Genomic DNA, 23,452 nt, shown 5'->3' with positions numbered 1-23,452 from the left:
TGCGAGCTCCGCGGGAGGGCATGCGCCCCCGCGCCGGGCGTGCGCCCCACGGGTGCCTCGTAGAATCGGGGCACCATGGTTTACCTCGACCACGCCGCCACCACCCCGATGCTCCCGGAGGCGGTGCAGGCGATGACCGCCCAGCTGACCGTCACGGGGAACGCGTCCTCGCTGCACGCCGACGGCCGGCGGGCCCGCCGCACCGTTGAGGAGGCGCGGGAATCCCTCGCCGCCTCCCTCGGCGCACGTCCGAGTGAGATCGTCTTCACGGCGGGCGGCACCGAGGCCGACAACCTCGCGGTCAAGGGCCTGTACTGGGCGCGCCGGGCGGCCGACCCGGCCCGCGACCGGGTGCTCGCCAGCCCGGTGGAGCACCACGCCGTCCTCGATGCCGTGGAATGGCTCGCCGAGCAGGAAGGCGCCCGCGTCGAGTGGCTGCCGGTCGACTCCTACGGCCGGGTGCACGCCGAGGCGCTGCGCGAGGCGATCGTCCGCAACCCCGCCGATGTCGCGCTGGCCACCGTCATGTGGGCCAACAACGAGATCGGCACCATCCAGCCGGTCCATGAACTCGCCGAGGTGGCAAGGGAGTTCGAGATCCCGCTGCACGCCGACGCGGTGCAGGCGGTGGGGCAGCTGGAGGTCGACTTCGCCGCCTCCGGGCTGGCCGCGATGACGGTCTCCGGGCACAAGATCGGCGGCCCGTACGGCATCGGCGCACTGCTGCTGGGCCGCGAGTACGCCCCGGTGCCGGTGCTGCACGGCGGCGGCCAGGAGCGGCACGTCCGCTCCGGCACCCTCGACACCCCCGCCATCGCGGCCTTCGCCGCGGCCGGCCGGCACGCCGTGGCGCACCGCGCGGACTTCGCCCGGGACATCGGCGCGCTGCGCGACGACCTGATCAAGGCGGTGCGGGCGGCCGCCCCGGACGCCGTCCTCGGCGGCGACCCGGACCCGGCCGGCCGGCTCCCGGCCAACGCGCACTTCTCCTTCCCCGGCTGCGAGGGCGACTCCCTGCTGCTCCTCCTGGACGCCCAGGGCATCGCCTGCTCCACCGGCTCCGCCTGCACCGCCGGCGTCGCCCAGCCCAGCCACGTCCTGCTGGCCACGGGCATGTCCACCGACCTGGCGCGCGGCACGCTGCGCTTCTCCCTCGGGCACACCTCCACCAGCGAGGACGTGACGGCGCTGGCCCAGGCCATCGGCCCGGTGGTCGAACGCGCCCGGAGCGCGGGCCTGAGCTAGGAGCGCTGCTTCTGGGCGGATCCCGGCCCGCGCCCGGCCGCCCGGACGAGGCGCAGATAGCGGTCCCAGTCCCAGTGCGGGCCGGGGTCGGTGTGGTCCGTCCCCGGCACCTGCACATGGCCCACGATGTGCTCCCGGTCGGCCGGGAAGCCGTAACGGCGGCAGATATCGGCGGTCAGCCGGGCCGAGGACGCGTACATGGCGTCGGTGAAGTCCTCCGGGCGGTCGACGAAGCCCTCGTGCTCGATGCCGATGCTCCGCTCGTTGAAGCCGCGGTTGCCGGCGTGGAACGCCACGTCCAGCTCCCGCACCATCTGGGCGATGTGCCCGTCCTTGCGGACGACGTAGTGGGCCGCCGCCTCGTGGTCGGCGTTCCGGAACACCCGCAGCGCGGTGGCGTAGCTGCCCTGGACGACATGGATGACCACCCGGTCGACGGGGTAGTCGGCGGGCCGGTCCGCCCGGCGGTAGTTCGCCCCGGACGCCGCCACCCACTGGGCGCCCCGGTGGTCGACCTCGCCGGCCCGCCGCGGCAGGTCGTTCCCCGGCAGCTGCCACCACCAGTGCCGCAGTTCGTCCCACCCGGTCGCCACCACGGCCCCGGCGGCCACCACCCCGCCGCCCGCCAGCCACAGCGCCCGTCGCCGGGAGATCCCCGCCGGGGCGCCCCGCCGCCCGCCCCGCGGGCCCGCCTGCCGCTCGTCCGGCCGTTCCCCGGCCCTGTCCCGCTGTTCGGCGGCCGGCTCCCCGACCCTGCTCTTCCCCATGCGCTGCTTAACGCTTTCCGCACTGTCGGCGGTTCCGTCTACCCTGGACTGGCTATGACTGATGACGCCCCCCGCCGCCTCCGCGTACTCGCCGCCATGTCCGGCGGTGTCGACTCCGCCGTCGCCGCCGCCCGCGCCGCCGAGGCCGGCCACGATGTGACCGGCGTGCATCTCGCCCTGTCCGAGAACCCGAAGTCCTTCCGCACCGGCGCCCGCGGGTGCTGCACGATCGAGGACTCCCACGACGCCCGCCGCGCCGCCGACGTCATCGGCATCCCCTTCTACGTCTGGGACCTCGCCGAGCGCTTCCGCGAGGACGTCGTCGACGACTTCATCGCGGAGTACGAGGCCGGACGGACCCCGAACCCCTGCCTGCGCTGCAACGAGAAGATCAAGTTCGCCGCGCTGCTGGACAAGGCGCTGGCCCTCGGCTTCGACGCGGTGTGCACCGGCCACTACGCCACGGTCGTACTGCGCGAGGACGGCACCCGCGAACTGCACCGCGCCTCCGACATGGCCAAGGACCAGTCCTACGTCCTCGGCGTCCTCGACGACCGCCAGCTGGCGCACGCCCTGTTCCCGCTCGGCGACACGAAGACGACCAAGGCGGAGATCCGCGAGGAGGCGGCCCGGCGCGGACTGTTCGTCGCCAAGAAGCCGGACAGCCACGACATCTGCTTCATCGCCGACGGCGACACCCAGGGCTTCCTCGCCAAGCGGCTCGGCACGGCCCCCGGCGACATCGTCGACGAGGCCGGCAACCGCCTCGGCAGCCACGAGGGCGCGTACGGCTTCACGATCGGCCAGCGCAAGGGCCTGCGGATCGGCCACCCGGCCCCGGACGGCAAGCCGCGCTACGTCCTCGACATCTCCCCGGTCGACAACACCGTCACGGTCGGCCCCGCCGAGTCCCTCGACGTCACCGGCCTCACCGCGATCCGCCCCCGCTGGTGCGGCCGCCCGCCGACGGCCGGCCCCGCCACGTACACCGCCCAGCTGCGCGCCCACGGCGGCGAGACCGAGGTCACCGCGGAGCTGGTCGACGGCACCGAGCTGCGGGTTTCGTTCGCGGAACCGGTACGGGGAGTGGCCCCCGGCCAGGCGATCGTGCTCTACGACGGCACCCGGGTGGTCGGCTCGGCCACGATCGCGACGACGGAGCGACGGGCGCGGGCGGGGGCGCAGGAGGCCGCTCAGTAGGTGTAGAGGGCCGTGGTGTCGAGGGCGAGATCAAACGGTTCGCCGATCGGCACGGGCTTGCCGAAGTCGGTCTCCAGCGACGCGCGGTAGTGCTCTCCCTCAGGCAGCGAGTAGAGCAGGCACTTGCCCTCTATGGGGTTCACGATGAGGTAGTACGGAATTCCCGCCTGGGCGTACTTCTTCACCTTCTTGTCGGTGTCGTTCTCGGGATGGGATTCCGAGACGACCTCGCCGACGAGGATGACTTCGTCGGCGGGGAACTGCTTGAGCCGTGTGCCGCGGTAGGACGCGTCCGCAACGGAGAGGTCGGGCCTGAGGAGTGTCTTGCCCAGCCAACCGTCATAGACGGTGTCGACCTCTGTCATGACGCACCACTGGGCGCTGAGCTGTGCTGCGATGGCGATCACCATCTGTCCATGTGCGCTGGTAACCACGGTGCTGAAGGAGACCTCTCCATCGATCATTTCGGCGTGGTAGTCCGGAAACGCCGCATCCAATTCCTCGAAGCGCCGCATCTCTTCGGTCTGCATTGGGCTCTCCATCTGCGCCGTCATGGTGTGCCCTCCCCTTGTGTCGTGGCTCGTGCCAGCGTAGCTCTGCGTGAGCATCCCCGCACACAGTCGGGTACGGCCGCGGTGGAGCGGCCTGTGCGGCCTGCTCCCAAGGGGCACTCGCCCTGCTCCTGGTCGTCGTACGACCGGGCACCAAATTCCAGGCCCTCGAACGGCGTCGACAGCAGGAATTCCGTGAACCCGTCAAACCCCAATGTGATCCATCGATGGATCATTTCGAGAAGGCCGTCGATGTCCGTCGCTGCCAGCTCGGCGTCGAAGTGGCGCCGCTGACGCTCTGGCAGCGCCTCACGGATGTCACGAATGGTGCGGAGAGGAGGCGGGTCCTCGTCGGTAGCAGGCGGGCGGGAATCGTCGTGAGGTGCACGCCTCATGGGCGCCTCCGGTCCTTTCAGCTACGGCCTTGGCCGCTGATGTGGGTGGGTGATGGTCGGTGTGTGGCCCGTTCAGGCGGCTCGTCTCCCCTCTGCCGGGGCCCGGCAGCCGCGGCAGCGCCCGGGCCGATCGGCGCGGAAGGCGCGGTCGCAGCCGTCGCAGTTCTGGAGGGGGATGACCGGTGACCGTGACCGGTCGGGCTGTGGGGGTGGGCCCGTACGGACCGGTGGCCGCAGGAAAGCGAGCCGGTGGGCGAGGAGGCGGGCCGGGCGGCGGTCGAACCGGGCCGGGAGGCCGTCGGTCAGGGCGGCGGTGATCTCCTGTGGGGGTACGCCGCGATCGAGCCAGTCCGTGACGGCCGGGGCGAGCGTCATGATCTCCCGCTCGGAGAGGAGGAGACGGCGGTCGCGGTGGGGGAGGCGAGTGAGGAGGTCGGTGGCCTCGGGGGCGGCTTCCGGCGTCAGCTGCGGGGGCTCGGCGGGCTCCGGTACGGGGTGCGGCCCGGCCTCCGTCTCGTGGTGGTTCGTCGGCTCCTCCGGCGCCGCGCCCGGCAGGTCGTAGACGAAGGTCCGGGTGATGATCCGCCCGCCCGCCCCGCGCTCGATACGGCGCTCCAGCCAGCCCTCGTCCTCCAGCTCGCGTAACGCCTCGGCGATGACCTTCTTGCCTTCGGCGAAGTGCGCACAGAGGGCGGCGATGGTGATGGGCGCGCCATCGGGGAGGGACAGGATGTACGCGGCGATGCCGACCGTGACCGCGCTACCGGCGCGCTGCGCCAGGCGGTTGGCGAGGATGGTGAAGTGGGACGTCTGGCGCGTACGGATATGGATGACGCCGCTGGAAGGGCATGAGGGCGCGGGCGAGGGCGCGTTAGACTGCGCTGAAGTCATCGGGAAGGTCCGTTCTTCCTTGTGATCAGGCCCTCGGATTGGGATTGCCGTCCCGCCGAGGGCCGTTCCATGTGCGGTTGTTGTGGTGGTCTGACTGCGGCGAGCGTAACCGCATTCCGGACGCTACTGGCACCCAAGTCACCCGATGGGGTGAGGAGTTGGGCGGCGAGGGCGCCGGTAGGTGGGTGGGGTTCTTTCCCCGGGTTCTTTGGTTGTCGGCCGGGTCACCGGCGGCCGGTGGGGCGGAACCTGGTGCCGCCCCACCGGTGTCCGCTCAGACGGCTTCCGGTGCGACCTGCGCGTACGCGAGGAAGGACGCCCAGGCGGCGGGGGTGACCGCTATGGACGGGAGCGAGACGTCCTTGGAGTCGCGGATGTGGATGGTGTCGGGGCCGGCGGCGACCTCTACGCAGGCTTCGTCCTCGTTGCCGCTGTAACTCGACTTCCGCCAGGCGACGGCGACTTCGATGCAGGCTTCGCCAGTGCCACCGCTGTAGCTGCTCTTGAACCACGCCAGTTCGGTGTTCATTCTCGTGCTTCTCCTGTCAGCAGACGCTGAATGAAGGCCCGCGACGCTTCGGCGTCGAGGGCCTGAGAACGGAGTGTGCCGTACACATGACTCATTACGCTGACATCGTCCGGCTCCGTAAGGAAGTAGCTGCCGCGATGCCCTTCGACGTAACCGATCGTGTGATGGTCCGGTGTTTCCAGCAGCGTCATCGGACCATCCATCCCTGCGTGGGTCTCCCGGGCGAGCGGCATGACCTGGAGTTGGAGGTTGTGCAGCTCGGACAGCTTGAGGAGGTTCCTCAACTCTCCTTCCCAAACGGCCGGTCCGCCGATCTTTCGCTGAAGCACCGGCTCCTTCAGGATGAACGTCATTCGGCAGGCTGGCCTACGTGTCAGCAGTGACTGCGTCGCCAGACGAGATTGGACAGACCGCTCGATCTCGTCGTCATCCATGCTGGGCCGCACACAACCGAACACCGCCCGCGCGTACTCCTCAGTCTGCAGCAGCCCGTGCAGGAAGTGCGTGGAGTACGAATGGAGCGCCAACGCCTCCGCCTGGAGGTTTACGTACTCCTCCGCCCACGCCGGATGGTGCTTCTCCGCGACATCGGGGATCAGTACGCGCAGCACGCCGTTCGCGCCGAGCGCCCCGTCCACCGCGTCGACGTAACCCGGCTTCGGTGGTCGCTCGCCGCGTTCGACCATCGCGATGAGGGATTCGGAGTACGGGATGAGGTCGGCCAGCTCACGGCGCGTCATCTCGCGTTGTTCACGCAGGAAGCGGGACTGCTTCCCGAAGATCCGGAGGGTGACGGGTGGTTCGTCGTTGTGGGGCATCGCACACCTCGCACAGTTGCAGCGTGGTGACGCACAGTCGCGCCGTTCCTGTGGCCAGGCTAGATGCGCGCGCAGATGCTTGTCCGCATGATGAACGAACCGCCAGGATCCGAACTTTCCGAACCTGTCGAGCCTGTCGAACCTGTCGCTCCGCAGATGATGAGGCTGCTGCCCTGGAGGACTCCGGACGACCGGCCCTGCTTCCTCCTCACCGACGAGGCGGGTGGGCCGGTGTCCGACCTCGCCGACAGCATCGAGGAGATGCAACTGGACATCGGCGAGGAACTGCTGCGCCATGCGCGGGCGATGCATGCCGATCCGAGGGTGCCGGACCGTGAGTTCCGCTACCTCTCGCGGCGGCTCGCCGAGGCGCTGGGCGATGCGCTGCGCGTCGCCCGTAACTGACCGCGGCGCTCTCCCGGGACCGCGCCGGACCTCATCGTGAAGGCGAACAGGCGTCCGGGGTCAGGGCCCGCAGGAACGGCAGCAGTTCGGCGGCGAATGCGTCCGGCCGTTCCATGGCGGGGAAGTGCCCGGCGTCCTCGATCGTCGTGCTGCGGCCGTCGGCCACGGTGCGGATGAGCCGTTCGGCCATGTCGAGGTGGTCGGGGGAGTCCAGGGCGCCGTTGACGGACAGGACGGGCACGGTGATCGAGGCCGCACGCGCCCAGGTGTCGGACACCGGCACCAGCCAGTCCTTCTCGTCGGCGGTGTGCTTGCCGATGGTGCGCCGGGCCATCTCCCGCAGCCGGGCGACGACCTCCGGGCGGACGTCGTCGAGCGTGCGGTGCGGGCCGGCCGCGAAGCGCAGGAAGGCGTCGATCCAGCCCTCGATGTCACCGGCGGCCAGCGCCGCGGCCTCCGCGGCCCGCACCTCCGCGACCCAGGGGTCGCGCCATTCCGGCTCGCTGGTGCCGGCGCCGCCGACCACCAGGGCGCGTACCAGCTCCGGGTGCTCAAGTGCGGTGTCCACCGCGGTACTTGCCCCCATCGAGACGCCGATGAGCACGGCCGGGCCGACGTCGAGGTGGCGCAGCAGTGCGGCCAGGTCGTCGGTGGGCCGGAACGGCCGGTCCGCGTTGGAGGAGTCGCCGTGTCCGCGGGCGTCGGGGGTGATGACCCGGTAGTGCGCGGCGAGCGCCGCCACCTGGTCGTCCCACATGCGGTGATCGAAGAAGCCGGCGTGCAGCAGGACCAGCGGGAGGCCGCGGCCGATGTCCCGGTAGGCGAGGTGGCCGCCCTCGTACGCGAAGGAGTGCATCTCTCGGATGTCCGTCATGACAACCAAGGTGTCATGACCTTTGGTTCATTGGCAACCAAGGTGTCATGCTGGTGCGGTGACCGACATCGATCAGCCCCGTACGTCCCATGAGTCGCTTGAGCCCGATGATCTGGCCGGCCGGCTCACCGAAGTGTTCGCGCTGGTGGGCCCGTTGTACCGGCGGGTGCAGCGCAAGGTGGAGCTGAACGCACCGATCGAGGGGCTCTCCGTCGGCGTGCGCGCGGTCCTGGACCTGCTCCGGGAGAACGGCCCGATGACCGTCCCGCAGATGGGCCGGGCGCAGGCGCTCAGCCGGCAGTTCGTACAGCGCATGGTCAACGACGCCGCGGCCGGGGAACTGGTCGAGAGCATCCCGAACCCCGCGCACCAGCGGTCCCCGCTGATCCGGCTGACCGAGGCCGGCCGGGCGGCCATCGCGGCCGTGACGGCCCGGGAGCGTGCGCTGCTGCGCCAGGTCGGCGGCGACCTGACCGATGCCGAGGTGACGGCGTGCCTGCGGGTGCTCCGGCGCATGCTGGACCTCTTCGACGACGTGGACGTCAACTGAGCTTGGTCCGGCGGGGGCGAGCCGTTCCCTGCTGAGCGGGTGGGCCTTCCCGGCACTGACAAATGTCACGGTGAAGGCGGGACAGACGGGGCTGTTGGCCGGCCTGGGCTCTGCGGGAAGCTGAGGGCGTTGCGGAGGACGGTGGCGCGCAGGTCGGCACCGGGGGACGCCGTCAGCTGGTCACCGTCTCAATTTGGGGGAGCAAGCAGTGAGTGCGAAGCAGTCCGTCGCCGAGGGCAAGCAGGGCAAGCCGGGGGAGCCGGGCAAGCGGGAGATGTCGGGGAAGGACGTGCTGCGGAGCATCGTTCCGCTGATCGTGGACGCGGGGATTCCGATCGGCTCGTACTACGTCCTCAAGGACGGCTTCGGGCTCAGCACGGTGGCGGCGCTGGGCTGGAGCAGTGTGGTGCCGGCGCTGCGGACCGTGTGGGACCTGGTCGCCAGCCGCCGGGTCAACGGTCTGGCACTGCTGATCCTCGTGGTGAACGTGGTCGGGCTGGCGATGACCGCGGTGGCCGGTGACGCACGGCTGATGATGGCCAAGGACAGCGCGGTGAGCAGCACCATCGGGATCGCGATCCTGCTCTCCGTGCGGTCGAAGCGGCCGCTGATGACGGCGGGCCTCAAGCCCTTTGTGACAAGGGGCAGCGCGGCCGGGGACGCCGCCTGGGACCGGCTGCAGGCCGAATCCGCGGCGTTCCGGCGGATCGAGCGGCGGTTCTCGGCGATCTGGGGGGCCGCGCTGCTGACCGAGTGTGTGCTCAAGGTGGTCGGCGCGTACACCCTGCCCGTGGACACCATGGTCTGGCTGGGGACGGTGATGACGGTCGTGGCCATCCTGGTGGCGATGGTCCTCGGCGGCGGCAGCTGCGCCGACCCGATGGAGAAGATGGTCGCGGCAGAGGCCGGGCGGATGGCCGGAGCGGACGGTGCCGTGGACGAGTCCGGGCCGGGCGGGGCCGCCGCGGCGGCGGAGCCGGTGGGGGCCGGAGGCTGAAGCTCCGGGCGGCGCGGGGGAAGGGTGGTGACCGGGTCACCACCCTTCTTCCGTGGGAAACGCGCTGGCCAGCGGCGTTGTCGGTGGTCCGGTAGGCACGCGGAGGGCGAAGGTGTGTGCCGGGCACACCTGGGCGTCAGGGGGAGCGGGACCGCAGGGTGGACTCCACGAACCGGATGAAGGGGGAGTCCGATGGGAGCCCTGTCCACCGTCCTTGAAGCACCCGGCGCCGACGTGGTCGACGCCCTGGCGTTCGGCCGCGGCCGGACCCGACGGGTGCGGTCCGCCTACCACACACCGCCCGAGCGGGCGTCGGACGCGCTGATCGACGAGCTGGGCGGGATGCTCTTCGCCTCGCTGACCCGGAGTGACCAGCGGCGCAAGGGTGAGCAGTACCTGCGCGGCCTGCTGTCCGCGGAGGGCCGCAAGTCGATCCGCAACATCGCCTCCTTCGTCGGCGGCCGCACCGCCGAACAGAGCCTGCACCATTTCATCAGCTCCTCCACCTGGCACTGGCGGCCGATGCGCGCGGCGCTGGCCCGCTACGTCGACCAGGCGCTGCGCCCGGAGGCCTGGGTGGTGCGGCCGATCGTCATCCCCAAGGCCGGACACCACTCCGTCGGCGTCGAGCGGCGCTACATCCCCTGGCTCGGCCAGGTCGTCAACGGCCAGCAGGCGCTGGGGGCGTGGGCCGCCACCGCGCACGCCGCCGTCCCGGTCGACTGGCAGCTGCTCGGGGCCGGTGACCCGGACGGCGGCGCGCCGGACGAGCGGCTCGCGGCGACCCCGGTGGGCTGCGCCGCGGCGACCGTCACCGGGATCGGCAGCGGCTGGGGCGTCACCGCCCGGCCGGTCGTCCTGGACCTCCCCGGTGCCGAACTCCCCGAGGCTGTCCAGCGGTTCGCGGAGACCGGGCTTCCGCTGGTGGCCGTCGCCTCCGGGACCGCCCGGGTCGTCCCGGCCGATCCGGCGCTGCCGGGCCTGGGTGGCCGGGAGTTCTCCGCCCAGCAGCTGCTGCACATGGTCCGTACCCTGCGCCGGCCGGTCGACTGGTACGACCCGCTGGCCGGATCCGTGCGCCGCACCCAGGTCGCCGGCGTCCGGGTGCACCTCGCCGGGGTGCCGCGGAGCCGGCCGTTCCTGCTGGCCGGTGAGTGGGACGCGGCACGCGGCGGGTCCGGCCACTACTGGCTGAGCGATCTGCGCGGTGCCACCCCCGGCCAGGTGCTGCGGCTGGGCAAACTGGCGCTGCGGGTGGACCGGGACGTCGTCGAAGTCTCCTCGCAGGTGGGCCTGATGGACTTCGAGGGCCGCTCCTACGAGGGCTGGCACCGGCACACCACACTCGCCTCGGCCGCACACGCGGTCCACATCCTCGGCGGCGCGGAGAGCGTGCAGCGGGCCGGGTGAGCGGCGCTCCGGTCCCCGGCCGGGGCTCAGGACAGCGGGCGGTGGGCCGGCGGTGGTGCTGTGGGGCCGGCGTCGTACGGGCGGAGTGCGCCGCGTACCCGCTGGAGGCGCAGGGCGAGCTGGATCTCCAGGGTCTGGGCGGGCTTCTGCCAGTCCGGGCCGAGGAGTTCGGTGATCCGCTCCAGCCGCCGGGAGACGGTGTTGGGGTGGACGTGCAGTGCCTCGGCCGCGTACGTCGGGCTGCCGCCGGCGTCGAAGTACGCCTCCAGGGTCGGCACGAGCTGGGTGAACCGCTGGGCGTCGTAGGCGAGCACCGGGCCGATGGCGTCCTCGATGAAGCCGGAGACGTCCCGGACGTCACCCAGCAGTACGCCCAGGAAGCCCAGGTCGCGGGCGGAGGCGGTGGTGCCGTGGCAGTCCAGCGCGGCCAGCGCGTCCAGGCAGCGCATCGCCTCCTGGAACGCCGGGCGCACCGGCTCCAGGCCGGTGAACGGGCCCGCCGCGCCGACCGTGACGGGGTGGTCGAGCAGTGGCGTGAGCGCGTCGGAGACCGCCTTGGCGGCGGCGCCCGCGTCCTCGCCGGGCAGCAGCAGCGAGATCACCCCGTCCCGGATGCTGCGCAGCCCGCCCATCCGGTAGGTGTACGACGAGGCCCAGATCAGGGCCCGGCCCTGGGCGCCGCCCTCGGGCCGGGCGACCACCACGACGTGCGGCCGGTCCAGGTCGATGGAGAGCCGGCGGGCCCGCTCCTGGAGCTGCTCGGTCTGCCCGTGCGGGACGGTGAGCAGATCGTCGAAGAAGGCGTCGCGGATCTGGCTCTCGGCGATGGTCGTGCTGCGCAGCATCAGTTGCATGACGGCGGCGGTGCGGGCGGTCTGCGCCAGCAGCCGCTGGTCGATCCCGTCGCTGCCGGACGGCCGGACCACGAGGGTGCCCAGGTCCTCGGCGCCGGCGGCGACCGGGGCGACCCAGGTGCCGTCCGGCAGGTGGGCCGGCCGGTGGCGGTGGTGCGCGTCGAGGGCGGCCCGGGCCAGCACCTCGGGCTCCGCGCCGGGCCGTTCGCCGGCCGGGGCGAGGGTGGCCCCGTCCGGTCCGACGACCAGCACCGCGGCCTCCAGCTCCTCGCCGGCCAGCTGGGCCAGCGCGTGCAGATCGCCGCCCTCCAGCAGCAGACCGGTCAGCCGGGCCTGCGCGTCCTGGCCGCGTAACGCCTCGGCCAGGCCGGACTTGGCCGCGGACACGGCGAGTTCGAGCTCGGCGATCTCGGCCTGGACGGTGTTCAGGGTGCGGGACTTCTCGATGGCCACCGCCGCCAGGTCGGCGAGCGAGGTCATCAGCGCGATCTCGTCCGGGGTGAAGTGCCGGACCTTGCGGTCGGCGCAGTACAGCACCCCGAGGAACGAGTCGGCGTGCCGCAGCGGGACCGCGAGGACCGCGCGCAGCCCCTCGGCGCGCACCACCCCGTCGATGACCTCGGAGTGTGCGATGCGCTCGTCGGAGAGGTAGTCCGGGGTCCAGAACGGGGCCGAGCCGCCCTGGACGTCCGAGGTCAGCCCGGAGGCGCCGGGCACCGGCATGCCCTCGGTCAGCGCGGTGGTCTGGCCGTCCGCGGTGTGCACGTAGAAGTCGCCGCCCGCGTCGCCGTTCTCTGCGGGGAAGCTGATGTAGGACATGTCCACGTGCAGCAGCAGCCGGGCCCGCCGGGTGATCACCTTCAGCAGGGCGTGGAGCGTGTACGGGAGGGTGAGGTCGCGGGCCGTCTCCACCAGGGCGTTGAGGCCGGCCTCACGCTGTTCGCGGTGCTGGAAGAGGGCCTGGACCCGTAACCCGAGATCGCGGGCGCGGGAGAGCCGGGCGAGGTGTTCGGGCGGGGCGCCGGCGGCCCGGGCGTCATGGACGAGGGCGTCGAAGGCGCTGGGCGGGGCTTCCTGCGCGAGCAGTTCGAGGACGGCGACCACATCGGCAGCCGTCTCAGGACGCGAAAACACAAACAACCCCCCGCATGGCGAATCCCCCTTCGCGCCTGGGTTGAACGTAGAGGGTGGGGCCGGGGCAGTCAACGTGGGACTGAGCCAATGGCTCGAAGGAAGACGTTTACCCAGCGGAGATGGAACAAATCCGTCCGGTCGAGGGTGTTCAGGACACCGGCCGGGGCCCCGGAGTGTGTTGCCTGGTGACCTTCTGGCCAAAGGTCTGCGTGGGACAGAGTGGGCACCCGGTGCGGCGAGAGAGCCGTACCGGCCACAATGTCAACGGCACGGGGGACCATGATGCGTGCAGCAATACAGGACTACACCCGCTCGCTCGAACGCAGTGAGCGTGCCCGCACCCGCGCGGACCGGCCAAACGTCTTCACCCTCCGCGGCCGCGAATGGGACCTCCTGGACGAGGTCTTCGCCCCGAACTACGCGCCCTCCAGCGGTGTTTCGCTGGAATTCCTCGGCTGCTTCGAGGAGGTGCAGCTGCCCCGCCGCGGCTCCCTGCTGGAAATCGGGTCGGGCACCGGCATCGTCGCGGTGATGGCGGCGCTGATGGGCTGCGACCGGGTGGTGGCCTCCGACATCAACCCGCAGGCCGTCCGCAACACCGCCCGCAACGCCCGCCGGCACGGCGTCGCCGACCGGCTGCGCGCCGTCTACAGCGACCTGTTCGCGGCCCTGCCCGCCCACGAGCGCTTCGACATGGTCTTCTGGCACTCCAACTACGTGCTCGCACCGGCCGATTACCGCTACCGCGCCGCCCAGGAATGCGCCTACGTCGACCCCGGCTACGAGGCCCACCGCCGGTACCTCGCCGAGGCGCCCCGCTGGACCACACCGGGCGGCAGCGCCTACCTCCACTTCAGCAGCCGCGGGGACCTGGACGTTCTCTATGGCCTGGCCGAGGAGACCGGCCGGAAACTGCTCACCCGGCGCCGGCGGGAGATCCAGGACGGCCCGGACACCGTCGAGCACCTGCTCCTCCAGGTGGTGGCCGCCTGATGCGCATCCTCCTGGTCGACAACTACGACTCCTTCACCTACAACCTCGTCCACCAGATAGCCGACGTCACCGGCGAGCAGCCGGTGGTGATCCGCAACGACGACCCGGACTGGCGGCCGGAGATGCTCGACGACTTCGACGCCGTCGTGCTCTCCCCGGGGCCCGGCACCCCGGAACGCGCCGCCGACTTCGGCATCTGCCGCGAGATCGTGCAGACCTGCGAACTGCCGCTGCTCGGCATCTGCCTGGGCCACCAGGGCCTGGCCCACTGGCACGGCGGCACCGTCCGCCGCGCCCCCGAACCCCGGCACGGCCGTACCTCCCCGGTACTCCACGACGGCACCGGACTGTTCGCCGGCATCCCCTCGCCCACCGAAGTGGTGCGTTACCACTCGCTGACCGTCACCGACCTGCCCGCCGAACTGGAGGCGACCGCCCGGACACCGGACGGGGTGCTGATGGCGCTGCGCCACCGCCACCGCCCCCTGTGGGGCGTCCAGTTCCACCCCGAGTCCATCTGCACCGCGGACGGCCACCGGCTGATCCGCAACTTCGTCGAGCTGGCCCGGGCCCACCGGCCGGCCCGGCCACGGCCGTCGCTCACCCCCGCGTCCCCGGCGGCCGCGGACGACGCCCGCCCGCCGCGCCGCCTGGAGGTACTGGTCGAGACCGTGCCCACCCGCGCGGCCGACGAGGTGGTCTTCGACGCGCTCTTCCGCGGTGGGCCGTACGCCTACTGGCTGGACGCCTCCCGGCAGGACGCCGACCGCGGACGGTTCTCCGTCATGGGGGACGCCGCCGGCCCGCTCGCCCGGATCGCACACGCCGACGTCACCGCCACCACGGTCACCGTCACCGGCGCGGGCACCACCACGGTCAGCCACCGGCCGTTCCTGGACTGGCTCGACCGCGACCTGCGCGGCCTGGACGTCCAACGCCCGGCTCTCCCCTGTGACTTCGCGCTCGGCTGGGTCGGCTATCTCGGCTACGAACTCAAGGCGCAGTGCGGCGGTGAGCGGGCCCACCGCTCGACCGAACCGGACGCCACCATGGTCTTCGCCGACCGCGCCGTCGTCCTCGACCATCTGCACGGCACCACCTACCTGCTCGCCCTCGCCGAGGACGGGCACACGGACGCCGCCCGCACCTGGCTCGCGGACACCGCCCGGCGGATCACCGCACTGGCCGGCCGCACCCCCGCCCCGCCGGCCGCCCCGCAGCCGCTGCGCGACCTGCGGCTACGGCACGACCGGGAGCGGTACCTCCGGCTCATCGAGGAGTGCCAGGAGGAGATCGCCGCCGGCGAGACCTACGAGGTGTGCCTGACCAACATGGCCGAGGCGGACGGCGACCTCGACGCCTGGGACGCCTACCGGACGCTGCGGCGGGTCAGCCCGGCGCCGTTCGGAGCGCTGCTCGCCTTCGGGGAGACGGCGGTCCTGAGCACCTCCCCGGAACGGTTCCTCCGCATCGGCGCGGACCGTATCGCCGAATCCCGGCCCATCAAGGGCACCCGGCCGCGCGGCGCCACCCCCGCCGAGGACGCGGCGCTCCGCGAGGAGCTGCGGGCCGACGAGAAGGACCGCTCGGAGAACCTGATGATCGTCGACCTGGTCCGCAACGACCTGGGCCGCTGCGCCGAGCCGGGCAGCGTACGGGCCGACGACCTCTTCCGCGTGGAGAGCTACGAGACCGTGCACCAGCTCGTCAGCACCGTCCGCGCCCGGCTCCGCCCGGAGTGCTCGGCGGTGGACTGCGTCCGGGCCGCCTTCCCCGGCGGCTCGATGACCGGTGCGCCCAAGATCCGCACGATGCGGATCATCGACCGCCTGGAGGGCGGACCGCGCGGCGTCTACTCCGGGGCGATCGGCTACTTCTCGCTCTCCGGCGCGGCGGACCTCAGCATCGTCATCCGCACCGTGGTGCTCACCCCGGGCCGGGTCCGCTACGGCACCGGCGGCGCGATCGTCGCGCTGTCCTGTCCCGAGGCGGAGTTCGAGGAGACCGCGGTCAAGTCGGCGCCCCTGCTGGCTCTGACCGACGTGGAATTCCCCGGCCGCCGGCCGGCCCGGCAGCCCGCCTGACCACACCACCGGTCAGCCGGCCGGGCCGCCCAGGAGCTTGCCGACGCGTTCCCGCAGCTCCTCCCAGGCGGCCCGGCGGTCGGCCAGCCAGGCCCGCTCCAACTCGCCCGCCAGCTGCCGCAGGCACACCCCGAACTCGGTGAGCACGGCGAGGTCGAGGCGGGCCGAGACGTGCCGGCCGGAGAGCGTGTCACCGCTCAGCAGCGCCCGCCGGGACACCGCCTCCAGCGTCCGGCGGGTCAGCGCGCTGGTCACGCCCCAGGCCACCAGCCCGTCCGCATAGCGGGTGTCGGGCCCGGCCGGCCCGTGCGCCTCGGTGGCGGTCCACACCAGCCGCGGCGGCCGGGCACCCGCCGCGGCCAGCGCACGCCAGCGGTCACCGGCCAGCCCGCGCTCGTACGCGTGGTAGACCAGCCGGGCGTGGGCGAGCGCGGTACGGCCCATGGGCGGGCGGCCGGGCGGCGCCCCGGCCGCGGTGAGCCGGGCATCGACCGCGGCGTCCAGCGGGGCGACCGGCAGCGAGACGGCCGTGTGGACGCCTTCGAGCCGCAGCCCGGCCCGGCGGGCCCGCTCCAGGCCGCCGAACAGCGCCTCCTGCACCTGTTCGTAGCGGTGCACGGAGAAGACTGGGGTGACGTCCACGCCGATGCCCTCGCCGACCAGCTCACCGATCGCGTCCAGCGACTCGTCGGTGGCCGGCAGCTTCAGCAGCAGATTGGGCCGGTCCACCGCCCACCACGCGGCCCGGGCCTCGGCGGCCAGGGCGCGCCCCGCGACCGGCACCGGGTCGGCGGACACCAGACCGGACCGGCCGCCGCTCGCCCGGTAGCGGCGCAGGAAGACGTCACAGCCCCAGCGGGCGTCGACGGCCAGCAGCCGGCGGACCGCCTCCTCGGGGCGGCTACCGCGTTCGGTGAAGTCGTCGAGCTGGGCCCGGTAAGCCGGCCCGGCCACCGCGTCGAGGAGGTCGTGACCCGAGGTGGTCAGCCCGGAGAGCGGCCGTTTCGACGCCATCCTGGCCAGTTCGCCCGACGCCAGCAGGTCCCGTTCCAGGCCGTCGAGCCAGAGCGAAACGCCCTCACCGCACAGGCGCTGGAGACCGTCACGGGTGTGCTGTCGCATCGTCATGGGGCTCGGCTCTCCCTTCACGGCAACGCACGAGGGCAAGCGGCCGGGCGTTCCGGGGGATCGGGGACGGGGGACGGACGGAAGTGCGGCGGGGGAGTCGGGGGAGAGGCGGGAGCGGGAGGAGCGGGAGGAGCCGGGCAGGGGTGGGGCAGGGCGGAACGGCGTGCGCGAAAGGGGACCGGGGGGAGGACGGGAACGGGTACCGTCACCGGTCTGCTTCGACGATAGGGCGCAGGTGAGCAGCCCGGCAGCGGACGAACGGCTACTTCGTCAGGTGCCGTGCGGCGCCGGCGAGGAGCGCCGTCAGGACCGTGGCGAACCCGCCGAGCGCGCCGAACAGCACGGTCAGCGCGCCCCGTTCGACCAGCGGGGCGGCCAGTGCCACGCCCGCGGCGCAGGCCAGCACGCCGGACATGGCGAGCACCGAGGCGGCGGTACCGCGGGCGCCGGGCGCCAGCAGCCGGGGCGCCCAGGTCTGCAGGGTGGTGTGCAGCGGGCCCCAGGCCAGGCCCAGCAGGACGGCCGCGGCGAACACCACCGGCACGGCCGGGCGCACCGCCAGCAGCACCGTCGCCAGCAGCCCCGCCGCGCCGCCCGCCGCCAGAAGTACCCACGGCCGGCCGGGCCCGGGCAGCCGCCGCACCGCGACCGAACCGGCACAGACGCTCGCGCCGTACACCACCGTGACCAGCAGCCCGGCCCGGTCGCCGGCGCCGACCGCGGTCAGCGTCGGCGCCAGCAGCGCGGGCACCCCGAGCAGCACCAGCCCCTCGGCCACGCCGAGCCCGGCCAGCACCCACAGCCCGCGGCTCCGTAAGAGACGCAGCGACCGCAGCCGCGGGCCGCGGGTCCGTACGGGAGAAGGGGCGGCCGTCGGCGGCAGCGCGCGGGTGTGCCGGGCCAGCACCGCGGCGAGCAGGGCGACCACCGCGAACACCGCCCGCCAGCTGGTGAACCGGGCCGCGAGACCGGCCAGCAGCGGGGCGCCGACGGCGACCGCGGAGGTCAGGGTCATCATCCGGGCATAGGCGCGCCGGCGGTCGGCGAAGGCGCCCAGGGCGTCGTGGTAGAGCCCGGCGCAGGGCGCGACCGCGGCGAAGCCGGCGCCGCAGGCGGCCCGGGCGGCGACCCACAGCCGCGGATCGCCGGCCACCGCGGCCACCGCGGCGGACAGCGCGGCCACCGCCAGCCCCCAGCGCAGCGCCCGGCGCGGCCCGAACCGGTCGGACAGCCGGCCCCACAGCGGCAGCGCCAGGCCCTGGCCGAGGGAGTAGACGCCGATCGCGGCCGTGACGGTGGCCAGGTCCGTGTGCAGCGAGGTGGCGAGCACCCCGAGCAGGGGCGCGGTGAGGTGCCAGTCGGCGTTGCCGACGGCGGCCGCGAGATGGAGGGACGGCAGCCCGGCGGCGGTACGGCGCGCGGGCGCGGCCCCGGACGCGGTACCGGGTGCGGACCGCGCGGCGGCGGGCGCGGCCGGCGGGGAGAGCTGGGTGCTGGTGGACACTACGCGGCCTCACGGCGCTCGCCGGCGCCGGGGACGTCATGGAGCAGCACGTACCGGGTCAGCTCGACCCGGGAGCCGATGTCCAACTTGGTGAAGGAGTGCCGTAAGTGGGTGTCGACGGTGTGCGGCGAGATGCCCAGCCGCCGGGCGACCGCGCGGTTGGTGAGCCCCTCCGCGACCAGCCGGGCGACCCGCAGTTCGGCCCGGGTGAGGCTGTCCCACCCGAAAGCGCGGGTGCCCGTGCGCCAGGTGCTGGAAAACGACTGAGTGGACATCGAAAAGTCCCGTCCGTGAATTCGGCGGCCCGGCGAATTCAGAAAGGCGCACCGCTGCATCTGCAGGGGCATTCACCGGGCCCGCGAGAACGACTGATCCACCGCCGAGTCTCGGCGCGGACGGGAAGGCGCGACAACGCGGGCGCGCCCACTCCGTCAAGTGGGCGCGACTAGGTCAACTCCGCATCAATGACGGGCCAGTCGGGGGAAGAGGGCCAGGGCGTTGGTCCGTCCGACGGCCGCCCGTTCCTCCTCGCCCCAGCCGTCGTATTCCGCGAAGCCGGCGGTGTTCTCCGCGGTGTGCGCGGCCGGCATGAACGGGAAATCGCTGCCGTAGAGGATCCGCGCCGGATCGGCCAGCTTCTGCAGTGCCGGCAGGGCGAATTCATTGGCGGACATCGCGATGTCGTAATAGAGCCGGCGCAGGGTGCCGATGACGTCCGCGGGGGCCCGCTCGGTGAGGTACCGGCCGATGGTCGGCCCGTACGTCAGCCGCCGGGCGAGGAACGGCAGGGCGCCGCCCGCGTGCGACACGATCATCTTGAGCTCCGGCAGCCGGTCCAGCACCCCGTTGAAGAGCAGGCTGGCCACCGTGCGCGTGGTTTCGAAGGTGAACTCGTAGAGCGACGGCGGCAGATCGAAGGTCGCCAGGTCCCGGGTGGGCGGGGTCCCGGGGTGCACATGCACCGGCACCCCGCGCCCGGCCAGCTCGGCCAGCACCGGCTCGAACGCCGGGTCGCCCAGGTAGCGCCCCTGGTAGCTGGTCAGCACCCCGACCCCGTCCAGCTTCAACTGGTCCATCGCATAGGCGAGTTCGTCCTTGGCGGCGGCCGGGTCGGACAGCGGCAGCACGGCGAACGCCGCGAACCGGTCCGGGTGCGCCTCGACCAGCCCGGCGAAGTACTCGTTCACCGTACGGGCCATGCGGCGGGCCGCGGCGGGGTCCTCGTCCCCGTCGAGGAAGGTCACACCCGGTGCGGTGATCGACAGCACCGCGGTGGCTATGCCGTTGCGGTCCATCACCGCGAGGCTTTCCTCCGGCGTCCAGGTCGGATAGTCGACCCCCGGGATCGCCACCCGGCTTCCCAGCGCTTTCGCATAGGCCGGCGGAATCGCGTGGTGGTGGACGTCGATCAGCGGCGGCAGGCGGTTCATCTGCGGTTCCTCTCGCTTACGGTGTGCGGGCCATGGCGTCGGACCTACGCCGCGCCGTTCAGACGTACGTCGCGCCGTACTTCTCGACGATCCGCATCGCGTTCGCCACGTCGTTCTCGTACTGCTCCGGCGGGGGCGGCGGGGTGTCCTCGTCCGCCGGCGTCCCGACCTCGGCGAAGAACTGCTCGACACCGCCGGGGAGGAACATGATCAGCATCTTGCAGGGCTGGTCGGAGACGTTCTTGAAGCCGTGCACGGTGCCGTGCGGCACGAAGACGAACGACCCCGCCTCGGCGGTCAGTTTCCGGTCGCCGTTGAGCAGCTCCAGCTCCCCTTCGAGGAGGTAGAACGCCTCGTCCTCCTTGTGGTGGATGTGCGGCGGCGGCCCGCCACCGGGCGGCACGATGCCCTCCATCAGGCCCAGCGCCCCGTTGGTGGAGTGCACATCGGCCTTGATGGTGTAGCGGTCGCCGAAGACCCAGCGGCTCAGACCCGCGCCCGGCGGTACGTAGATGGCCCGCGGCGCCCGCGGATGCGAAAAGCTCATGGTGACCCCTCCCGGTCCAGTGGTCCGTCGTCCGTCCCGTGGCGCGCTTACGCGCTGACGCCGCCATCGAGGACCAGGTCGTGGCCGACCGCGAACCCGGACTCCGCCGCGGCCAGCCACAGCACCGCCGAGCTGCACTCGTCCAGCGTCCCGGCGCGGCCCAGCGGCAGCCCGTTCGCCATCCGATCGGCCCGCTGCGCCTCGGTCTCGCCGGGCAGCAGCGGCCACAGCGGGGTGTCGATCGGGCCGGGGCTGACCGCGTTGATCCGGATGCCGTCGGCGATGTACTCCTTCGCCGCGGTACGGGTCAGCTGGGAGACCGCGGCCTTGGTCGCGGAGTAGACGCCGAGCCCCGGCAGCGTGATGTGCCCCAGGTTGGAGGCGTTGTTGACGATGACCCCGCCGCCGTGTTCCTTCATGAAGCCGATTTCGTGCTTCATCGACAGGAAGACACTGGTGAGGTTGGTCGCCAGGATCCGCGCGAACTCCTCGTCCGGGACGTCCGCGAGCGGGCCCGCCGTGAAGGTGCCGGCGTTGTTGAAGGCGATGTCCAGCGCACCGTGCCGGTCCGCCGTGGTCGCCACGGCCCGCGCCACATCGGCCGGCACGGAAACGTCCGCCACCACCGCCGAGGCGGTACCGCCCTCGCTCTCGATCAGCTTCACGGTCTGCTCGATCGTCGCGGCCGTCCGCCCGGTGACCACCACCGTGGCCCCCTCGCGGGCGAAGGCCAGCGCCGTGTTGCGGCCGATGCCCGAACCGCCACCGGTGACCAGGGCGACCTTCCCGGCGAAACGCGCTGCCATGGGGAACTCCTCACGTCGTCATGCGGGTCGGGTGGCCCCTCAGAGGCACAACTGAGGCGCTTCCGACCCGACTTGGATGGTCCGGTCCGGCCACGGGGCCGGACCGGCACCCCCGACAGTGGCTCGTTCTCGCCCGCCGGACATCCCCGGAACACGTGATGCGGCCCGCCCCCGTACGGCGGGACGCTGGTCGGCAGTCCACCCCTCGCGCACGAGCGGGTTCCGCAACGTCCCCTGCCTGACCGGGAGTTCCGCATGACCGACATCGCCGACACCCACCTCCGGGCACGTCCCGGGGCCGGTGGCCGGGAAGGACCCGCCGCCCGGCCCCCCTGGGCGGTCTTCTTCCTGCTCGCCGTCATCCAGTTCATGGTCATCCTGGACGGCAGCATGGTCGTCTCGGCCATCCCGTCCATCCAGCGCGACCTGGACTTCTCGCCGTCCTCCATCGCCTGGGTGCTGGACGCCTACATGCTGGCGTACGGCGGGTTCCTGCTGGTCGGCGGCAAGGCCGCGGACACCTTCGGACGCCGCCGGCTGTTCAGTGCCGGCCTGGTGCTCTTCACCGTCGCCTCGCTCGCCTGCGCGCTGTCCGCCGACTCCTGGCAGCTGATCGCCGCCCGGGTCGCCCAGGGCCTGGGCGCCGCGCTGGTCTCGCCGGCCGCGTTCGCGCTGGTCACCGACCTCTTCGAGGAGGGCCCGGTACGCAACCGGGCCATGGTGCTGTGGGGCGGTATGAACGGCGTCGGCGGCGCGGCCGGTGTGCTGCTCGGCGGCCTCTTCTCCGCCGTCGCCTGGCAGCTCGCCTTCCTGATCAACATCCCGGTCGGCGCGCTCGTCCTCCTGCTGGCGCTGCGGCGGCTCCCCAAGGGCCGCCCCACCGCCACCGGCGGCATCGACCTGACCGGCGCCCTGGCCTGCACCGGCGGCCTGACCCTGGTCATCTACGCGGCGGTCCGCGGCGGCGCCCAGGGCTGGCTGGCCCCCGCCACCCTCCTCGAACTGGCCGGTGCGGCGGCGCTGTTCGCGGCCTTCGCCCTCCGCCAGCGCACCGCCCGCACCCCGCTCGTCCCCCGCGTGCTGTTCCGGATGCCGAACGTCGTCCTGGGCAACGCCGCCAACCTCCTCGCCGGCGCGATCCTGCTCGGCGGCTTCACCGTCGCCAGCCTCTACCTCCAGCAGGCGCGCGGCCTCGGCCCCGTACCGGCCGCGGCCCTGCTCGTCCCGCCGAACGTCGCCGCCCTGGTCGCCTCCCAGCTGTCCGGCCGGCTGATCACCCGGATCGGCGCGGTGGGCACGCTACTGGCCACCCTGCTGGTCCAAGCTGCCGCGGCCGCCTGGTGGGCACTGGCCCTGGACGCCCACGCCCCGCTCCTGACCGCCTTCGTCCTGCCCTCCATGGTGTGGTGCGCGGCGCTCGGCGCGGCCCTGCCGTCCCTGTACGTGGTGTGCACCGGCGGCCTCACCGAGGACGTCGCGGGCAGCGCGTCCGGCTGGGTGCAGACGACGATGGCGGCCGGCAACGCGATCGGCGCCGCGGTGCTCACCGCGGTCGCCGCCGAACACACCACGTCCCTGGCGTCCCCCACCGGCGCCGACGCCCTCACCGCCGGCTACGCCACCGCCCTCTGGGTGGCCGCCGGTCTCGCCGTGGCGGGCACGCTGTTGACGGTCCGTCTGCGTCTGCGGCGCGAGGTGCCGGCGACGGCCTGACGGGACGGACGCATCCCCGTCCGGGGGCGGAGGGAAGGCAACGACCTTTCCCCGTCCCCGCCGTGTTGCCGGCCGGGGCGCGGCGCGCCTCCGGAACTCAGTCCGGCTTCGGCCGGGACCGCAGGCGTCCCATCTGTGCGTGGCTGAGCTCGTGGGCCCGCCGCATGTGCCGGATGAGCACCTCCAGCTCGTCCTCGGTGTGCTCGTCGAGGAGTGTCTGCCAGCTCCGGCCGAGGTCGTCCCACACCGCGGCGACGCGGGCGATGCGCTCCGGCACCGGGGTGACCAGAACGCGGCGGCGGTCCTGCCGGTCGGGTGTGCGGGCAACGTAGCCGCCACGTTCGAGCCGGTCGACCAGGCGGGTGGCCGAGCCGGTGGTCAGGCCGGTCATCTCGGCGATCTGCTTCACGGTGAGCGGTCCGGGCTCCGCCGTCAGCAGGCTCAGGCACTGCACGTCGGTCGGGTGCAGTCCGAGGTGGTCGGCGAGGGCTTGGTTGAACAGCACGTAGGACGCCAGGTAGCGGCGGGACTCGCTCGACAACTCCTCGTACAACCGGGCCCGATGCGGGTCTGTCATCTGGATCACACTCCAAATCGCTGCGCGGCGCAGCAATTTCTCGTATTCTT

The 23,452-nt window shown here is 72.6% G+C and carries 22 protein-coding genes and 1 pseudogene; 9 read left to right on the top strand and 14 right to left on the bottom strand.

The genetic code is table 11. The features are described from left to right. Positions 1-75: 75 nt before the first annotated feature. Positions 76-1,245 (top strand): cysteine desulfurase family protein, encoded by a 1,170-nt coding sequence (locus tag IG62_RS0109085; RefSeq protein WP_030799591.1) that lies wholly within the window; start codon positions 76-78, stop codon positions 1,243-1,245. Here the strand turns inward: IG62_RS0109085 and IG62_RS0109080 are convergent. Further along, a complete protein-coding gene (locus IG62_RS0109080; protein WP_107052928.1) occupies positions 1,242-2,012 on the bottom strand; it encodes an N-acetylmuramoyl-L-alanine amidase in 771 nt (256 codons plus the stop codon). The two genes, IG62_RS0109085 and IG62_RS0109080, sit on opposite strands and share 4 nt — an antisense overlap. Positions 2,013-2,066: 54 nt before the next feature. Between IG62_RS0109080 and mnmA the strand changes: the two genes are divergently transcribed. After that, the gene (mnmA, locus tag IG62_RS0109075; RefSeq protein ID WP_030799587.1) at positions 2,067-3,212 is read left to right on the top strand and encodes a tRNA 2-thiouridine(34) synthase MnmA; all 1,146 of its coding nucleotides are present in this window, start codon (positions 2,067-2,069) and stop codon (positions 3,210-3,212) included. Here mnmA and IG62_RS43135 read toward each other — a convergent pair. The 4 genes from IG62_RS43135 to IG62_RS0109055 all read right to left on the bottom strand — a co-directional run bounded on the left by IG62_RS43135 (position 3,206) and on the right by IG62_RS0109055 (position 6,396). After that, positions 3,206-3,766: a Uma2 family endonuclease gene (locus IG62_RS43135; RefSeq protein WP_158795009.1), complete on the bottom strand. Its 561-nt coding sequence runs from the start codon at positions 3,764-3,766 to the stop codon at positions 3,206-3,208. The genes mnmA and IG62_RS43135 overlap by 7 nt on opposite strands. Before the next feature lie 464 nt (positions 3,767-4,230). After that, positions 4,231-5,049: a GntR family transcriptional regulator gene (locus IG62_RS46160; protein WP_030799582.1), complete on the bottom strand. Its 819-nt coding sequence runs from the start codon at positions 5,047-5,049 to the stop codon at positions 4,231-4,233. Positions 5,050-5,323: 274 nt separating this feature from the next. Next, on the bottom strand, positions 5,324-5,578 hold the full coding sequence (locus IG62_RS0109060; protein WP_030799579.1) for a DUF397 domain-containing protein: 255 nt from the start codon (positions 5,576-5,578) through the stop codon (positions 5,324-5,326). Then, positions 5,575-6,396, bottom strand: coding sequence for a helix-turn-helix domain-containing protein (locus tag IG62_RS0109055; protein ID WP_030799577.1), 822 nt, complete (start codon positions 6,394-6,396; stop codon positions 5,575-5,577). Before IG62_RS0109055 ends, IG62_RS0109060 begins: the two co-directional genes overlap by 4 nt. Positions 6,397-6,552: 156 nt before the next feature. On the opposite strand from IG62_RS0109055, the gene IG62_RS0109050 reads away from it, so the two are divergent. Then, on the top strand, positions 6,553-6,801 hold the full coding sequence (locus tag IG62_RS0109050) for a hypothetical protein (RefSeq protein ID WP_324604613.1): 249 nt from the start codon (positions 6,553-6,555) through the stop codon (positions 6,799-6,801). Between the two features lie 31 nt (positions 6,802-6,832). Here the strand turns inward: IG62_RS0109050 and IG62_RS0109045 are convergent, their stop codons facing one another. Further along, the gene (locus IG62_RS0109045) at positions 6,833-7,675 is read right to left on the bottom strand and encodes an alpha/beta fold hydrolase (RefSeq protein ID WP_030799573.1); all 843 of its coding nucleotides are present in this window, start codon (positions 7,673-7,675) and stop codon (positions 6,833-6,835) included. 58 nt (positions 7,676-7,733) lie between these two features. On the opposite strand from IG62_RS0109045, the gene IG62_RS0109040 reads away from it, so the two are divergent. The 3 genes from IG62_RS0109040 (at position 7,734) to IG62_RS0109030 (ending at position 10,632) form a co-directional block, all read left to right on the top strand. Continuing rightward, on the top strand, positions 7,734-8,225 hold the full coding sequence (locus IG62_RS0109040; protein ID WP_420711054.1) for a MarR family winged helix-turn-helix transcriptional regulator: 492 nt from the start codon (positions 7,734-7,736) through the stop codon (positions 8,223-8,225). A gap of 274 nt (positions 8,226-8,499) precedes the next feature. Next, positions 8,500-9,222 (top strand): VC0807 family protein, encoded by a 723-nt coding sequence (locus tag IG62_RS0109035; protein ID WP_030799568.1) that lies wholly within the window; start codon positions 8,500-8,502, stop codon positions 9,220-9,222. A 192-nt stretch (positions 9,223-9,414) separates the two neighbouring features. Then, a complete protein-coding gene (locus tag IG62_RS0109030) occupies positions 9,415-10,632 on the top strand; it encodes a transposase (RefSeq protein ID WP_051797784.1) in 1,218 nt (405 codons plus the stop codon). 26 nt (positions 10,633-10,658) lie between these two features. Here the strand turns inward: IG62_RS0109030 and IG62_RS0109025 are convergent, their stop codons facing one another. Beyond that, on the bottom strand, positions 10,659-12,620 hold the full coding sequence (locus IG62_RS0109025) for a helix-turn-helix domain-containing protein (RefSeq protein ID WP_051797782.1): 1,962 nt from the start codon (positions 12,618-12,620) through the stop codon (positions 10,659-10,661). A 282-nt stretch (positions 12,621-12,902) separates the two neighbouring features. Between IG62_RS0109025 and IG62_RS0109020 the strand changes: the two genes are divergently transcribed. Next, complete coding sequence (locus IG62_RS0109020) at positions 12,903-13,613, top strand: 50S ribosomal protein L11 methyltransferase (protein ID WP_030799562.1); 711 nt, start codon at positions 12,903-12,905, stop codon at positions 13,611-13,613. Beyond that, entirely contained in the window at positions 13,613-15,697 is a 2,085-nt protein-coding gene (gene pabB / locus IG62_RS0109015) for an aminodeoxychorismate synthase component I (RefSeq protein ID WP_030799559.1), read from the top strand. Before IG62_RS0109020 ends, pabB begins: the two co-directional genes overlap by 1 nt. 12 nt (positions 15,698-15,709) lie before the next feature. On the opposite strand, the gene IG62_RS0109010 is transcribed toward pabB, so the two are convergent. From IG62_RS0109010 to IG62_RS0108985, 6 genes and pseudogenes are all read right to left on the bottom strand, one after another. Continuing rightward, positions 15,710-16,825: a transaldolase family protein gene (locus IG62_RS0109010; RefSeq protein WP_030799556.1), complete on the bottom strand. Its 1,116-nt coding sequence runs from the start codon at positions 16,823-16,825 to the stop codon at positions 15,710-15,712. A 262-nt stretch (positions 16,826-17,087) separates the two neighbouring features. Further along, the gene (locus tag IG62_RS0109005) at positions 17,088-18,329 is read right to left on the bottom strand and encodes an MFS transporter (RefSeq protein ID WP_051797779.1); all 1,242 of its coding nucleotides are present in this window, start codon (positions 18,327-18,329) and stop codon (positions 17,088-17,090) included. Beyond that, a pseudogene (locus IG62_RS48400) lies at positions 18,329-18,553 on the bottom strand (helix-turn-helix domain-containing protein); the annotation flags it as partial. The pseudogene IG62_RS48400 and the gene IG62_RS0109005, both read right to left, overlap by 1 nt. A gap of 237 nt (positions 18,554-18,790) precedes the next feature. Continuing rightward, positions 18,791-19,759, bottom strand: a complete 969-nt coding sequence (locus IG62_RS0108995; RefSeq protein ID WP_030799548.1) for an amidohydrolase family protein — start codon at positions 19,757-19,759, stop codon at positions 18,791-18,793. Positions 19,760-19,817: 58 nt separating this feature from the next. Then, positions 19,818-20,306, bottom strand: coding sequence for a cupin domain-containing protein (locus IG62_RS0108990; RefSeq protein ID WP_030799545.1), 489 nt, complete (start codon positions 20,304-20,306; stop codon positions 19,818-19,820). Positions 20,307-20,353: 47 nt separating this feature from the next. Then, the gene (locus tag IG62_RS0108985; protein WP_030799543.1) at positions 20,354-21,112 is read right to left on the bottom strand and encodes an SDR family NAD(P)-dependent oxidoreductase; all 759 of its coding nucleotides are present in this window, start codon (positions 21,110-21,112) and stop codon (positions 20,354-20,356) included. Positions 21,113-21,367: 255 nt separating this feature from the next. Between IG62_RS0108985 and IG62_RS0108980 the strand changes: the two genes are divergently transcribed. Further along, complete coding sequence (locus IG62_RS0108980) at positions 21,368-22,825, top strand: MFS transporter (RefSeq protein ID WP_051797776.1); 1,458 nt, start codon at positions 21,368-21,370, stop codon at positions 22,823-22,825. A gap of 97 nt (positions 22,826-22,922) precedes the next feature. Here the strand turns inward: IG62_RS0108980 and IG62_RS0108975 are convergent, their stop codons facing one another. Beyond that, entirely contained in the window at positions 22,923-23,402 is a 480-nt protein-coding gene (locus tag IG62_RS0108975; RefSeq protein WP_030799539.1) for a MarR family winged helix-turn-helix transcriptional regulator, read from the bottom strand. Between the last annotated feature and the right edge of the window lie 50 nt (positions 23,403-23,452).

Origin of the sequence: Streptomyces sp. NRRL S-337, from assembly GCF_000720175.1 — a bacterium.
Lineage (GTDB): Bacteria > Actinomycetota > Actinomycetes > Streptomycetales > Streptomycetaceae > Streptomyces > Streptomyces siderophoricus.
Note: the sequence above shows the minus strand (reverse complement) of the source record. Positions and strands in the feature narration are given on the sequence as shown.